Source organism: Arthrobacter russicus (assembly GCF_031454135.1).
In the GTDB taxonomy this organism is placed as follows: Bacteria; Actinomycetota; Actinomycetes; order Actinomycetales; family Micrococcaceae; genus Renibacterium; species Renibacterium russicum.
This window is the reverse complement of sequence record NZ_JAVDQF010000001.1, coordinates 2,960,331-2,974,298: the sequence shown is the minus strand read 5'-3', so window position 1 is coordinate 2,974,298 and position 13,968 is coordinate 2,960,331. Positions and strand designations below refer to the sequence as shown.

At 62.0% G+C, this 13,968-nt stretch carries 13 protein-coding genes; 6 read left to right on the top strand and 7 right to left on the bottom strand.

The features are described 5' to 3' along the window. The gene (locus tag JOE69_RS13855) at nucleotides 1-348 is read right to left on the bottom strand and encodes a holo-ACP synthase (protein WP_296365676.1); all 348 of its coding nucleotides are present in this window, start codon (nucleotides 346-348) and stop codon (nucleotides 1-3) included. A 192-nt stretch (nucleotides 349-540) separates the two neighbouring features. On the opposite strand from JOE69_RS13855, the gene JOE69_RS13850 reads away from it, so the two are divergent. Next, nucleotides 541-1,836, top strand: coding sequence for an Ig-like domain-containing protein (locus tag JOE69_RS13850; protein WP_309799645.1), 1,296 nt, complete (start codon nucleotides 541-543; stop codon nucleotides 1,834-1,836). A gap of 42 nt (nucleotides 1,837-1,878) precedes the next feature. Then, nucleotides 1,879-3,339 carry a leucine-rich repeat domain-containing protein gene (locus JOE69_RS13845; RefSeq protein WP_309799643.1) on the top strand — a complete coding sequence of 487 codons (1,461 nt, stop codon included), beginning with the start codon at nucleotides 1,879-1,881 and terminating at the stop codon, nucleotides 3,337-3,339. A 78-nt stretch (nucleotides 3,340-3,417) separates the two neighbouring features. Here JOE69_RS13845 and JOE69_RS13840 read toward each other — a convergent pair whose 3' ends face one another. Both JOE69_RS13840 and glmS read right to left on the bottom strand, forming a co-directional pair. Continuing rightward, nucleotides 3,418-3,999 carry an isochorismatase family protein gene (locus JOE69_RS13840; RefSeq protein WP_309799641.1) on the bottom strand — a complete coding sequence of 194 codons (582 nt, stop codon included), beginning with the start codon at nucleotides 3,997-3,999 and terminating at the stop codon, nucleotides 3,418-3,420. After that, on the bottom strand, nucleotides 3,996-5,879 hold the full coding sequence (gene glmS / locus JOE69_RS13835; RefSeq protein WP_309799639.1) for a glutamine--fructose-6-phosphate transaminase (isomerizing): 1,884 nt from the start codon (nucleotides 5,877-5,879) through the stop codon (nucleotides 3,996-3,998). The genes JOE69_RS13840 and glmS overlap by 4 nt, the downstream gene beginning before the upstream one ends. Nucleotides 5,880-5,993: 114 nt before the next feature. On the opposite strand from glmS, the gene coaA reads away from it, so the two are divergent. The 3 genes from coaA (at nucleotide 5,994) to mscL (ending at nucleotide 8,253) form a co-directional block, all read left to right on the top strand. Beyond that, a complete protein-coding gene (coaA, locus tag JOE69_RS13830; protein ID WP_309799637.1) occupies nucleotides 5,994-6,956 on the top strand; it encodes a type I pantothenate kinase in 963 nt (320 codons plus the stop codon). A 1-nt stretch (nucleotide 6,957) separates the two neighbouring features. Then, entirely contained in the window at nucleotides 6,958-7,749 is a 792-nt protein-coding gene (locus JOE69_RS13825) for a M15 family metallopeptidase (protein ID WP_309799635.1), read from the top strand. Nucleotides 7,750-7,860: 111 nt separating this feature from the next. Then, entirely contained in the window at nucleotides 7,861-8,253 is a 393-nt protein-coding gene (mscL, locus tag JOE69_RS13820; RefSeq protein WP_309799633.1) for a large conductance mechanosensitive channel protein MscL, read from the top strand. Between the two features lie 38 nt (nucleotides 8,254-8,291). On the opposite strand, the gene glmM is transcribed toward mscL, so the two are convergent. From glmM to rplM, 3 genes are all read right to left on the bottom strand, one after another. Continuing rightward, a complete protein-coding gene (gene glmM, locus JOE69_RS13815) occupies nucleotides 8,292-9,644 on the bottom strand; it encodes a phosphoglucosamine mutase (protein WP_309799631.1) in 1,353 nt (450 codons plus the stop codon). Nucleotides 9,645-9,848: 204 nt separating this feature from the next. Continuing rightward, complete coding sequence (gene rpsI / locus JOE69_RS13810) at nucleotides 9,849-10,373, bottom strand: 30S ribosomal protein S9 (protein ID WP_296365690.1); 525 nt, start codon at nucleotides 10,371-10,373, stop codon at nucleotides 9,849-9,851. Between the two features lie 36 nt (nucleotides 10,374-10,409). Next, complete coding sequence (gene rplM / locus JOE69_RS13805; protein ID WP_012245145.1) at nucleotides 10,410-10,853, bottom strand: 50S ribosomal protein L13; 444 nt, start codon at nucleotides 10,851-10,853, stop codon at nucleotides 10,410-10,412. A gap of 408 nt (nucleotides 10,854-11,261) precedes the next feature. Here rplM and phoA point away from each other — a divergent pair, with 408 nt between their 5' ends. Then, nucleotides 11,262-12,971, top strand: coding sequence for an alkaline phosphatase (gene phoA, locus JOE69_RS13800; protein ID WP_309799629.1), 1,710 nt, complete (start codon nucleotides 11,262-11,264; stop codon nucleotides 12,969-12,971). A 71-nt stretch (nucleotides 12,972-13,042) separates the two neighbouring features. Here phoA and truA read toward each other — a convergent pair whose 3' ends face one another. Continuing rightward, nucleotides 13,043-13,936, bottom strand: a complete 894-nt coding sequence (gene truA / locus JOE69_RS13795) for a tRNA pseudouridine(38-40) synthase TruA (protein WP_309799627.1) — start codon at nucleotides 13,934-13,936, stop codon at nucleotides 13,043-13,045. Nucleotides 13,937-13,968: the final 32 nt, after the last annotated feature.

Here is a 13,968-nt window from a genome sequence, read left to right as displayed (position 1 = left end):
CTAACTTTCTGCGATCACGAAGGCCGTGGAAATCCCGCCGTCGTGGCTCATCGAGAGATGCCAGCGCTTGACGCCCAACGCTTCCGCGACGGCCGCAACGGTATTTTTCGTCTGCACCGTCGGGCCGCTCTCGTCCAAACCAATCCAACAGTCCTGCCAATTCATCCCGGCCGGTGCGCCGAGCGCTTTCGCGACCGCCTCTTTCGCGGCGAATCTGGCCGCCAGCGACCGGGTGTTCAACCCGCGTTCGGCGGGTACGAAAAGCCGGTCCAGCAGCCCGGGGGTCCGTTCCAATTGGCGCCCGAAGCGCTCCACGTCCACTACGTCGATACCGATGCCGATGATCATGTTCAGAGTCTATCGAGTCGGGTTGCGAGGCGACACAATGCCCGACTCCGAGATATTCGTTCGCTGCGGCAATCACTAATTCTACACGTTGGATTTACCTCGGCTTTTCGACTAAGATCACTGATTGGTCCAGATTCGGAACCGCCCCAATCGACTCGCATCATTGCTCTAATCGGCACTCAAAGGGGAACCATGAAATTCAGCACGTCCTTGTCCGCTGGGATCGGCGCGCTCGCGCTCGTCGCCGGATTACTTTTCATGGCCCAACCGGCGGCTGCTGCCGGGATCGAGATTCCGGATCCGGAGCTCAAAGCTTGTATCAACGAAAATCTTGGCCAATCCGCCGAAGCAGATATCAGCCAAGAACAGGCATTGAGTCTGGAGAGTGTTACTTGTAACGCGCCGATCTGGAGTTTTTCCGGGATTGAACAGCTCAGTAATCTTCGGATTTTCACGAACTACCAAGCAAGTCCCAACTTGAGTGATCTCTCTGCCCTCTCTGAATTGACCCAGCTTCAAAGGTTGGGCATTTTAGGTAGCTCCATTAGCGATCTCACTCCGCTCAAAAGCTTGACCAACTTGAATCGAATTCACCTGCCTCAAGCGAAAATTTCTGATGTCTCACCACTCGCCCACCTGCCGAACCTCAGAGTTGTCGGCTTGGATCAGAACCATATTTCGGACTTCCGACCACTCAAGAACCTTCTCGACCGCAAGGGCATCGTCCGCGGGGCGCAGTTTGTCGAGCTTCCCCCGGTCAACGTCGGTGCTAAGCAACCTAACCCCGCCAAGGGTCCAAATGGCGAGTTTCCTCGAACCTCGATGAACCCGAACAATGCCCAAGGAACCGTGGCTGCAGATGGCTCCTCCTGGAGCTTCAGCAAGGCCGCATCAGCGAACGACGTAGCCTGGGACTTCGAAAACCTGCCGTACGACAGAGACAATTTTAATGTCATCGGCATCTTTACCCAGGCATCGCTCGCTGACGACTCCGTCTCGGCCAGCTTCCAAACCCCGATCGTCATCGATGTCCTGGCCAATGACGGGCTCACTACCGAATCGCCCCTCGATCCAGCAACCCTGTCCCTGCTCGATGCCCAAGGCTCCCCGGTGAAAACTCTCACGGTAGCCGCCGGAACCTTCGACGTCATCGACGGAAAGATTCGCTTCACCCCGGCAGTCGGCTTCTCTGGCACTGTCCCGGCGGTAAATTACCAAGTCAGCAACGCCGACGGCATCACCTCCACGGCAAAAATCACCATCACGGTCGGCGCTGCCCCCGAAGTCGTAACACCGCCAGCCACTACCCCGGAGCCAGTCAAACCCGTAGTCAACATCGACCCGGCAGAAAACGGCACCAAAACCACCGCGCAGGAAAACGAATTGGCCAACACCGGAGCCAGCCCCAGCACACCGCTGGCCCTTGCCGGGCTCCTACTCCTAGCCGGCACCGCCGTAGTATTCTTCACCCGCCGCCGCATCCACTAACCAATGTGGCCGACCAGACCATTCACTCAAACCAGAGGAACCATGAAAACCCGTACCCGATTTTCCGCAGCAATCGGGGCTCTCGCCCTGACTACCGCATCACTTTTCGCCGCTCAACCGGCTCAAGCTGCCGATAACATTTCGATCCCCGACGAAATACTGAAAACGTGTATCAACTCCCAGCTCGGCCAGCCTTACGAGGCGGAAATTACCATGGACCAAGCACTCACGGTAACTCAATTGTCCTGTAGCGGAAGGAGCCGGGGCATCGGCAGTCTACAAGGCCTAGAGAACTTCAAAAATCTGGAATATCTCGATGTCCTAAGATATTCCGGTTCAAATTTTTTCATGACACTCAGGAACATTACGCCTTTGTCGGCACTTACCTCATTAAGGGTTCTAAGAGTCCCCTTCAATAAGATCACTGATTTGACGCCACTGCGAAGTCTTGCTCAGCTGACCGAGCTGAACTTGGAAGGCAATCGCGGCATTGATATCACGCCGCTCAACGCTCTGCCGGGGCTCCGATCGCTAAACTTGACCAGGACCGGGATTTCCGATGCAGCTCCACTGGCCGGAATGAGCCAGTTGGAAACTTTGAACATCAGGTTCAACGATATTTCCGACGCCACGCCGTTCAGCGGACTGACTAAGTTGACCAAATTGGACCTACTCGTCAACAAAGTCGTTGATTTTTCGCCGCTGAAACCCCTGGTCGAAGCGGGCATACCAGTCTCTGTCCGCTGGCAATATTTTGACCTACCGGCGATCAAAATCAACGAGATACAGGCGAACACCGTTCGTGACCTCGATGGAAAACCTGTCCTGCCCGAGACAACGGATAACGTCGTCTACCACGCCGACGACAATAATTCCTGGAGTTACCAGAAGCCGAAGGACAATAACCAAGTATATTGGGAAGTCAACGTTCCAGGTTTCGAAGCAATGGGCTATTTCAATCAGGCTTCGCTGGGTTGGCCATCCACGTTGAAGGACGATGCGGTGTCCACGGACTATCAAACTCCGGTCACGATAGATGTCCTAGCGAATGATGGGCAGCAAGGTGAGCCCGCACTCGATCGAACATCACTGGCTCTCGCAGCTTCCGGTGATGGAAGTGTCGGATCGGCAATCGAATTGGTTGGCTACGGAATGTTCGATCGAGTCGGAGACAAAATCCGTTTTACCCCGAACGTCGGATTCTCCGGAGTCGTTCCATCCGTGTCCTACCGAGTCACAAACGCCGACGGCGTAGTGTCCACCGCGACAATTACCGTCACGGTCGGTGCCGCTCCCGCCATTGTCACGCCACCAGTAGTCACCCCAAAACCAGTTCAGCCGACGGACAACGTGACGGCAGTCCCTAAGGAAATCAAAACCACCGCCCAAGAAACCGAACTGGCCAACACCGGAGCCAGCCCAAGCACACCCCTGGCCCTCGCCGGGCTCCTGCTCCTGGCCGGCATCGCCGCAATGCTGATCAGCCGCCGTCGGGCCAACTGATCCCAGAAGCCGGGCAACGCGAAGGGGAGCAGATCATAGATCCGCTCCCCTTCAGCTCATTCACGTCTAACAAAACGCTCAACCCTCGGCGTCGTGCCATTCCTGCAACGTCTGCGCATGGTTCGGCGTGAAAATGTCTTCGACGACGGAGCGGGTCACGCAGAAATGCTCCAGGTCGCCGTGCGCGTACAGGGTCTCGTTCGTGTGCGCGATGATCTGCGCCCCGCTGAGCACCGGAGAGTCCGCCGTAGTATGCGCATCTTCGAGCAACGTGACGTCGAAGTCCCGGCCCACCGCAGCGCGCACCGCGGTATCCACGCAATATTCGCTCTGCATTCCGCAGATCACCACGTGATCCACGCCGCGCTCCTGCAGGAACGGGCCGAGCACCGTGCGGGTGAACGCATTGTTGTTCGACTTGTCGATGGTCACCGAACCTGCCGGCTGCGGCAATCCGGCATGGACCTCGAAGCCCGGCCCTTCGCCGCCGGCCACGTCCAGATCCCGGATGAAGACCACTTGGACGTCCGCAGCAACGGCCTTCTCGATCGCGGTCCCGATGTTCGCCAACACCGCCTCCCGGTCGGTAAGCGGTCCGGCATACTCGCCGGAGACCAAGTCCGTTTGGACATCGATGACCAGCAGCGCTTGGCGGCTCACTCGACGGTGACCGATTTGGCCAGGTTGCGCGGCTGGTCCACGTCGTAACCCTTTTCACTCGCCAGCGCGCAGGCGAAGATCTGCAACGGCACCGTGGTCAGCAACGGAGCGAGCAGGGTCGAGGTGGCCGGCACGTAGAAGACGTGCTCGGCATATTGGCGCACCGCTTCATCGCCTGCTTCGGCGATCACGATGGTCTTGGCACCACGCGCCCGCACTTCCTGGATGTTGGACACCACTTTGGCGTGCAAGGAATCCCGCCCGTTCGGCGAAGGCACCACCACGAAAACCGGCTGGCCTTCTTCAATCAGGGCGATCGGCCCGTGCTTGAGTTCGCCCGCGGCAAAGCCCTCGGCGTGGATGTAAGCGAGTTCCTTGAGCTTCAAGGCGCCTTCCATGGCTACCGGGAAACCCACGTGGCGGCCCAGGAAGAGCACCGAGTTGACGTCCTTCATCGACACGGCCAGATCCTTGATCTGCTGCTCGTGGTCCAGCACCGCCTGGATCTTCTCCGGCATCGCCGCGAGATCAGTCAGGATCGTCTTGATCTCATCCTGGAACTTGTTGCCGCGTAATTGCGCCAAGTACAGCCCCAGCAAATACGACGCGGTGATTTGCGCCAAAAACGCCTTCGTCGAAGCGACCGCGATTTCCGGCCCCGCATGCGTGTACAGCACGGCATCGGATTCCCGCGGAATCGTTGACCCGTTGGTATTGCAGATTGCCAGCACCTTGGCGCCTTGCTCCCGGGCGTGCCGGACCGCCATCAACGTGTCCATGGTCTCGCCGGATTGCGAAATCGCAACTACCAGGGTCTTCTCATTGACGATCGGATCCCGGTACCGGAACTCATGCGAAAGTTCCACCTCGGTGGGGATCCGGCACCAATGCTCGATCGCATACTTGGCCACTTGGCCGACGTAGGCCGAGGTCCCGCAGGCAATCACGATGATCTTGTCCACCGAGCGGAGGATCGACTCGTCGATCCGGAGCTCGTCCAAGGTCAGCTTGCCATGGGAATCATTGCGGCCCAGCAGGGTGTCGGCCACGGCGCGCGGCTGTTCATGGATTTCTTTCTCCATGAACGATGGGTAACCGTCCTTCTCCGCCGCGGCAGCATCCCAATCCACGTGGTATTCCTTGCCGGCCGCCGGCTTGCCGAAGAAGTCGGTGATCACCACTTCGTCCGGGGTGATCGTGACGATCTGGTCCTGGCCCAACTCCACGGCCCGACGGGTGTAATCGATGAAACCGGAGACATCCGAGCCGAGGAAGTTCTCGCCCTCCCCGAGCCCGACGACGAGCGGCGAGTTGCGGCGTGCCGCCACGACCACGCCGGGCAGATCCGAGTGGATCGCAAGCAGTGTGAAGGCGCCTTCGAGCTTCTGGCAGGCGCGCTGCATGGCAACAGTCAACCGGACGGAGGCTTCGACGTCGGCCGCGTTGCGGTATTCATCGGCCAGGAGCACGGCTGCTGCCTCGGTATCGGTCTCCGAGACGAACGTCGCTCTTTTGGCGAGCAACTCGGTTTTCAGTTCGGCGAAGTTCTCGATGATCCCATTGTGGATCAGCGCCAGTTTGCCGTCATCGGCCAAATGCGGATGCGCGTTGAGATCAGTCGGTCCGCCGTGCGTGGCCCACCGGGTGTGCCCGATGCCGGTCCGCGACTCGGGCAACGGAGCCGTGTCGAGGACGCCGAGCAGATTGGCCAGCTTTCCGGCCTTCTTGGCCGAGGCGACGCCGCCGTCAGTCAGTACCGCGACTCCGGCAGAGTCGTATCCGCGGTACTCCAAACGGCGCAGGCCTTCCAGCACTACGTCGATCGCACCATGGTCCTGGGTACGCTCAGCCCGTCCGACATATCCCACAATTCCACACATGGACTTAAGCCTACCGGGCCGACGGCCCCCAGACGGCCAAACCACTGTGGCGTTGGCCTCCTATGGGGATGCTCCGGTTCGCTGATTTCGCACGCACAAGGCAGAATCTCTAAGGTGAGTTCACAACGCACTGATTCCAATGACGGAACATCGCCCTTCGTCGAGTTGGACCGGCAGACCTGGTCCCGCCTCTCGGCGGAGATCGAGCAGCCGCTGAACGAGGAGGACATCCTCCGGCTGCGCGGTTTGGAAGACCCGCTGAACATGAACGAAGTGCGCGAAGTCTATTTGCCGGTCTCCAGGCTTTTGAACCTGTACGTGGCCGCCGCCGGCCAACTGCATGCGGCAACCACCACGTTCCTGGGCGAACGGACCCAGCGAACCCCTTTCGTGATCGGCGTCGCCGGCTCGGTCGCGGTGGGCAAATCCACCACCGCCCGGATCTTGCGCGAGATGCTGCGACGCTGGCCGGGCACGCCGAACGTCGAACTGATCACTACGGACGGTTTCCTCCACCCCAATGCGGAGTTGGAACGCCGCGGCCTGATGCATCGGAAGGGCTTTCCGGAGTCCTACGACCGCCGTCGGCTGCTCCGTTTCGTCAGCGAAATCAAGGGCGGAGCGGAGGAAGTCCGAGCGCCTTGGTACTCGCACTTGATCTACGACATCGTGCCGGGCAAGGAGGTCGTGGTGCACCGCCCCGATGTGCTCATCGTCGAAGGGCTGAACGTTCTTGCCCCGGCCCGGCCGCGGCAAGACGGGCGTTCCGGCCTCGCGGTGAGTGACTTCTTCGACTTTTCGATTTACGTGGACGCCAAGACACCGCATATCGAACAGTGGTACATCGACCGGTTCCTCTCCTTGCGCCAGTCCGCGTTCGCCCAGCCGGAATCGTATTTCCGCCGCTACGCCTCGCTCTCCGACGAAGAGGCCGTGGAAACCGCCCGGGGAATCTGGAAACGGATCAATGAGCCCAATCTGGTCGAGAACGTGTTGCCCACCAGGGGCCGAGCGCAACTCGTGCTGACCAAGGACGCCGATCACTCGATCCGGCGGATGCTGCTGCGGAAGACCTGACGTGGCGTTGGAACCGAATCGACGGAACGTTTTAGGCCTGGTTTTCGGCACCGCCGGGCTGGCCGCGCTGACCGCCTGCTCGAATGGGCCGACGCCAGACGGGCCGACGACGGATGGCGGATCTGCGGCGGAAACCGGCAGCAGCGCCGCGGCGGCGGCCACCGGCGAAGTCCCGGCACCGGCCCAGTCCGCACCGCGCTGGAACCTGGACGACCCGGCATCGCTGACCGTCATCGTCAACAAGCACCGCCCGCTCAACCCCATGGCGTTCGAGCCTGGCGACCTGGTCAGCCCATCGATCGCCAGCAGTTCCGGCCGGACCGAGCTGCTCCGTGCTCCCGCAGCCGAGGACTTGAACCGACTCGCCGGAGCTGCCAAGGTCGCCGGGGCCCCGTTCCTCATCCTCAGTGCATTCCGTTCCTACGACACCCAGGTAGGCACCTACAACTCCTGGGTCTCCTCATTGGGCCGGGCCCAGGCCGACATCGCCTCAGCCCGGCCCGGGTTCTCCGAGCATCAAACCGGGCTGGCCGTGGACATCGGCGATTCCGGCAACTGCAACCTCCGGGGCTGCTTCGCCGAGCAACCGGCCGGCCAATGGGTCAAAGACAATTGCCACCGCTTCGGCTTCGTGGTCCGGTACCAGCCGGGGATGCAGCAAATCAGCGGCTATCAGCCGGAGCCCTGGCACCTCCGGTACCTGGGCATCGAGGTCGCCAGCGACGTTGTATCTTCCGGTAAGAAGACCTTGGAAGAGTACTTCGGATTGGCTGCGGCACCGGATTATCTTTAGCCGATACCCGATTAATCGGTGTGTTTTCCGAAAATCGCCGAAGCTTGCAATTTGACCACAATCGCGTGTCGGACCTATTCAGCTACCGGGTTCCGGTCTACCTTGGGTGCCATGATCAAGGGATTCAAAGAATTTATTATGAAGGGCAACGTCGTCGATTTGGCGGTTGCCGTCGTCATCGGTACTGCCTTCGGGGCAGTCATCACCGCACTGGTTGAAAGTGTGTTGATGCCTCTAATTTCAGCACTCGTAGGCTCCCCCAACTTTGATGATTTCGCCAAAGTCACGCTGAATGGCAACGATATCGCCTTCGGTGTCTTGCTCACGGCAATCGTCAAATTCATCATCATCGCCGCCGCGATCTACTTCGTGGTCGTCGTACCGATGAACCACATGATCGCCCGCCGCAATGCCAAGCTCGGCATCAACCCGGACGAGGAGACTCCCGACCCGCAGGTCGTCCTGCTCACCGAAATCCGCGACGCACTCAAGACGCGGAATTAATTGACACCAAGCACGACCCGAAAGCGGCTGGTATTCGTCTAAACGGCGAGTGCCAGCCGCTTTTTTACCACCGCGGCCAGATCTTCGCAGATCCGGGTTGCGGTTTCCATGTCGGCGGCCTCGACCATCACCCGGACCAGCGCCTCGGTTCCGGAAGGCCGCAGCAGCACCCGGCCGGTTTCACCCAGTTCCTGTTCCGCCCGGGCCACCGCCGCGCGCACCCCGTCGTCGGTCTGCGCCCGGTACTTGTCCACATCCTTGACGTTGATCATCAACTGCGGGAGCTTCGTCATCGCGGTCGCCAGCTGCTGCAGGGTCCGTCCGGTTCGGGCGACCTGGGCGGCCAGCTGCAAACCGGTGAGCACTCCGTCGCCGGTCGTCGCGTAGTCCGAGAAGATCACATGGCCGGACTGTTCGCCGCCAAGGCTGAAGCCGCCTTCACGCATCGCTTCGAGCACGTACCGGTCCCCCACCGCGGTCTCCCGGATGCTGATCCCGGCTTCACGCAAGGCGAGCTTCAGCCCGAGGTTGCTCATCACCGTGGCCACCAGGACATTGTCCTTGAGCTTGCCGTCGGCCTTGAGCGCCAACGCCAGGATCGCCATGATCTGGTCCCCGTCGATGACCTTGCCCTCGTGGTCCACGGCCAGGCAACGGTCGGCGTCGCCGTCGTGCGCAATGCCTAGGTCCGCACCATGGGCGACCACGGCTTCCTGCAGCGGCCCCAGATGGGTCGAGCCCACGCCGTCGTTGATGTTCAATCCGTCCGGCTCGGCCCCGATCACGATCACTTTGGCCCCGGCGTCCTTGAAAACCTGCGGGGAACAGCCGCTGGCTGCCCCGTGTGCGCAGTCGAGCACCACGGTGAGCCCGTCGAGCCGGTGCGGCAAAGTCGTGAGCAGGTGGAGGATGTAACGGTCCTCGGCGTCGGCGAAGCGCTGGATCCGGCCGACGCCGACTCCGGTGGGCCGGTGCGGCTCCAGTTTGAGTTGCGCTTCGATGGCGTCTTCGACGTCATCCGCCAACTTCTTCCCGCCCCGGGCGAAGAACTTGATCCCATTGTCCGCCGCCGGATTGTGCGAGGCGGAAATCATCACACCGAAGTCCGCATCGAGCGAGGCAATCAGATAGGCCGCAGCCGGCGTCGGCAGCACTCCGGCGTCATAAACGTCGACGCCGGCGCTGGCCAAACCGGCTTCTACCGCGGCGCCGATGAACTCGCCGCTGGCCCTGGGGTCACGTGCGATCACGGCACGGGGGCGCTTGCCTTCCGTGAGCTGGTCATGGCCCAGCACCACCGCAGCGGCTTGAGCCAACGAGAGAGCAAGCTCCGCTGTGAGCAAGCCATTCGCCAAACCCCGGACACCGTCAGTTCCAAACAATCTAGACATCGCAGACGATTCTACCCGCTGGAAACTGCTTAACCCGATTCCACCGAGCCTGACGGCGAGGTTTTGCTTTCAGATAGTCTTTTGCCTTTGCGTTAGCCCCTTGTTGCGCAACCGGCTAACGCAAAAACAGGCGGCTATCTGAAACCGGAGCCCGCACACGCAAAAGGCCCGCCAACCGAAGTCGACGGGCCTTGAACGTGGAAATTAACGCTTGGAGTACTGCGGAGCCTTGCGGGCCTTCTTGAGACCGGCCTTCTTGCGCTCGATGACGCGGGCGTCACGGGTCAGGAAGCCTGCCTTCTTGAGCGTCGCGCGGTTGTTGTCCACGTCGATCTCGTTGAGCGAGCGGGCAACGCCCAAACGCAGAGCGCCGGCCTGGCCGGAGGGGCCGCCGCCGGTGATCCGTGCGATCACGTCGTAAGCGCCATCCAGATCCAGGATCCGGAAGGGCTCGTTGACTTCTTGCTGGTGCAGTTTGTTCGGGAAGTAATCAGCCAATTCGCGGCCGTTCACGATCCACTTGCCGGTGCCCGGGGTGACCCGGACGCGGGCGATGGCTTCCTTGCGACGGCCGACGGCGGAGCCGGAGACGGTCAGCGCGGGACGCTCTTTTTTCGGTGCACTCTCGGCGGAAGCGGAGCTTTCCGAGGTGTAGCTGGTCAGTACTTCTTCCTCGGCAACGTCGGGAGCGACGGCCTCGGTGTTCAGCTCTTCAGTATTCTGAGCCACAATTCTCCTTGAAACTACGTTGGTTGGTGGCCAGGACTACTGGGCGACCTGGGTGATTTCGAACGTCTTCGGCTGCTGAGCGGCGTGCGGGTGCTCGGCACCGCGGTAGACCTTCAGCTTGGACAGTTGCTGGGCAGCGAGCGAGGTCTTCGGGAGCATGCCCTTGATCGCTTTCTCCACGGCGCGGACCGGGTTCTTTTCCAAGAGCTCGGCGTAGTTGACGCTGGAGAGGCCGCCCGGGTAACCGGAGTGGCGGTAAGCGCGCTTCTGCTCGAGCTTGGCGCCGGTCAGGGCAACCTTCTCGGCGTTGATGATGATGACGAAGTCGCCCATATCCATATGGGGAGCAAAGGTCGGCTTGTGCTTTCCGCGCAGCAGTGTTGCGGTCTGGCTGGCAAGACGACCCAGGACAACGTCGGTGGCGTCAATGACGTGCCACTGGCGATTGATGTCGCCGGGCTTCGGGGTGTACGTACGCACAGTTTTTGCCTTCGTTTCGTGTTCATGGGTTATATCGTCCGCACTTCATGCGGGCCGACATCACGTCTTCATGCGCTACCGGAACAGAGGTGAGGGCTCTATCCAACCAGTCATCCAAACCGCCCGATCACACCCCGCGCATAGTGACTCTGCAACTGAGCCTGCACATGAGCGCGCACTATCGAGCAAGGACACGCATAACGACTATCCATATTACCTTGCTTGCGAGTCAGGACAAAATGATCCCGTCGGCACCAGTTGTTAACCTCCCGTTTCCATGCCGCGGAGGTACTGGTAGCCCGTCCTTAACGTCCAACCAGGAGGCTGGAAGCAATCCGTGGCGTTCGGCAGGGAGCCCAGACGTCGTCGTCCATGGTCCGCAACTGCATCCCTACCGAGGAGTCTTCCATGCCATCTGCCAGCCATCGAAAATCCGGACGCTCCGTCCGGATCGCCGCAGCATCGTTCGCGGCGCTGCTGCTCGCGTTCAGCGGCGCCGCTGCAGCACAAGCAGCGGACATCACCGCTCCCGGCGGCGCACAGCGCAATTCCGGCGACCGGGCCGCCGACGTCCGGGCTTCGATCGTCGACCGGCCGGCCAAAAACGTGATCCTGGTGATCGGCGACGGCATGGGCGATTCCGAAATCACCGCTGCGCGCAACTACCAATACGGCGCGGCCGGAAAGCTGCCGGGCATCGACGCTCCGCCGTTGACCGGGCAGTACACCACCTATGCCTTGGACAAGACCTCTAAGCTCCCGGATTACACGACTGATTCCGCGGCCTCCGGTTCAGCCTGGGCCACGGGGACCAAGACCTACAACGGCGCCATCTCGGTGGACGTCAACGGCAAGCCGCAGCAGACCATGCTGCAGACCGCACGGGCCAACGGGTTCAAGACCGGAAACGTCACCACGGCGGAACTCCAGGATGCGACGCCGGCCGTGCAGGGCGCGAACGTCACCTCCCGTAGCTGCTACGGGCCGGTGGAAACCACCAAGAGCTGCCCCGGCAACGCCCTGGAAAACGGCGGTGCCGGATCCATCACCGAGCAGTTGATCAACACCCGCGCAGATGTCACCTTGGGCGGTGGCGCAGCAAGTTTCGAACAGACCGCGACCGCCGGCCAGTGGCAGGGGCAAACGCTGCTGGCCCAGGCCAAGGACCGCAAGTACAACGTGGTCAATGACGCCGCAGGACTGGACGCGCTCACCGTGGCAGACCAGAACGCCCCGGTGCTCGGCTTATTCGCGAACGGCAACATGGAGACCCGTTGGGACGGTCCCAAAGCGGTGCAGAACGGCGGCTCGATGCCGGCGATCAGCTGCCAGGAAAACGCCAAGCGGCCCAGCACCATGCCCACGCTGGCGCAGATGACCAGCAAATCGATCGACCTGCTCAAAGGCGCCAGCAAAGGCTTCTTCCTGCAGATCGAAGGCGCCAGCATCGACAAGCAGGACCACGCCGCCAATCCCTGCGCCCAGATCGGCGAGACCGTGGATTTGGACGAAGCCGTGCAGAAAGCCATGGACTTCGCCCGTGCGGACGGGAATACGCTCGTCGTGGTCACTGCCGACCACGCGCATTCCAGCCAGATCATCTACCCCAACAGCAACACCCCCGGCCTGACCCGGACCTTGACCACCAAGGACGGCGCACCCATGACGATGGCCTACGGCACCGCGGTTGAGGGCAAGTCGCAGATGCACACCGGAACTCAGCTCCGGGTCGCGGGCTACGGCCCCGGCGCGGCCAATGTGGTCGGTCTGACCGACCAGACCGACATGTTCTACACGGTCACCGATGCGCTCAAACTCGATCGCACGCTCAAGCCCGGCGGGGACCCGAAGCCGGATACCGGCACCGAGCCGACGACGCCGCCGGTGCAGCCGGGCGGTTCCGCCAACGGCGCCGCGGACGGCGCCGGAAATGGCGCGGTCGCCGGCGGAACCGACAACAGCAGAACCGGGGGCCAGAACCCCTTGGCCGTCACCGGGGCGCAAATCGGCTTGGCGGTATTGATCGCGGCTGCCTTCGTGGTCGCCGGCGGCATCGTGCTGCGGGCCAATCGCCGCCAGCGTGGCGGCGCGGACGGCGTCTTCGGCACACTGCGCTGATGCTGCCGGGCTGAGCCGGATCGAGCTCGGCCCACCAAGCAGCGGAACCGATCAGGGCGCGGTGCGGAATCTCAGGATTCGCGCCGCGCCCTGGTCATTTCCGCCCGGGCCAACAACTCGGCACCGTGCGGATAACTCACTTCCTCCAGGATCAGGGGATGCGGCGGCGCGAGATTCGATTTCGCATCCCGGACCCGGGCCGCCAGGCGTTCGGCCAACCATTCGGCTGGTTGTTCCCCGCTGCCCACCTGCACGGCGGACCCGAGCAACGCCCGCACCATATTGTGGCAAAACGCATCGGCCTGGATCGTCACGTCGATCACGCCGTCGGGCCGCCGGAAGAATTCGAAACGCTGCAACTCGCGCACTGTGGTCGCACCTTCCCGCGGCTTGCAGTAGGCGCGGAAGTCCTGCAGCCCGAGCAGCGGCTGCACCGCCGAATTCAACTGCCCGACGTCGAGCGGGTCCTTGTGCCACCAGGTCAGCTGCCGCTGGACCGGGTCCCAGAGTTCGGGCCGATCCGCGATCCGGTAGCTGTAGCGGCGCCACAGTGCCGAGAACCTGGCGTCGAAGCCCGGCTCCGCAGGTCCGGCCGAATGCACCAGCACCGCCCCGGTCTGCTCGCCCAGCACCCGGGAGAGCGCACCCCGCAAGCGGCGCAAAAAAGCCGCTTCCGGAGCGGTTCCGCTCCGCCGGGCCATCTGCTGCCATTCCGGCTCGAGCAGGTCCAGATGCACCACCTGGCCCCGGGCGTGCACACCCGCGTCCGTGCGGCCGGCTACCGTGACCCGGATCGGCCGGCGCAGGATCATCGCCAGAGCGTCCTCGAGCGCGCCCTGGACCGTGCTGCGTCCGGGCTGCACCGCCCAACCGGAGAACGGCGCACCGTCATAGGCCAACTCCAGCCTTAACCGAAGGAACCCACCGTCCCCTTGCGGGGATGCAGTGGGTTCCTGATCGAGCATGGCTATGATTCTATGCCGGATCGGTCGAGCGA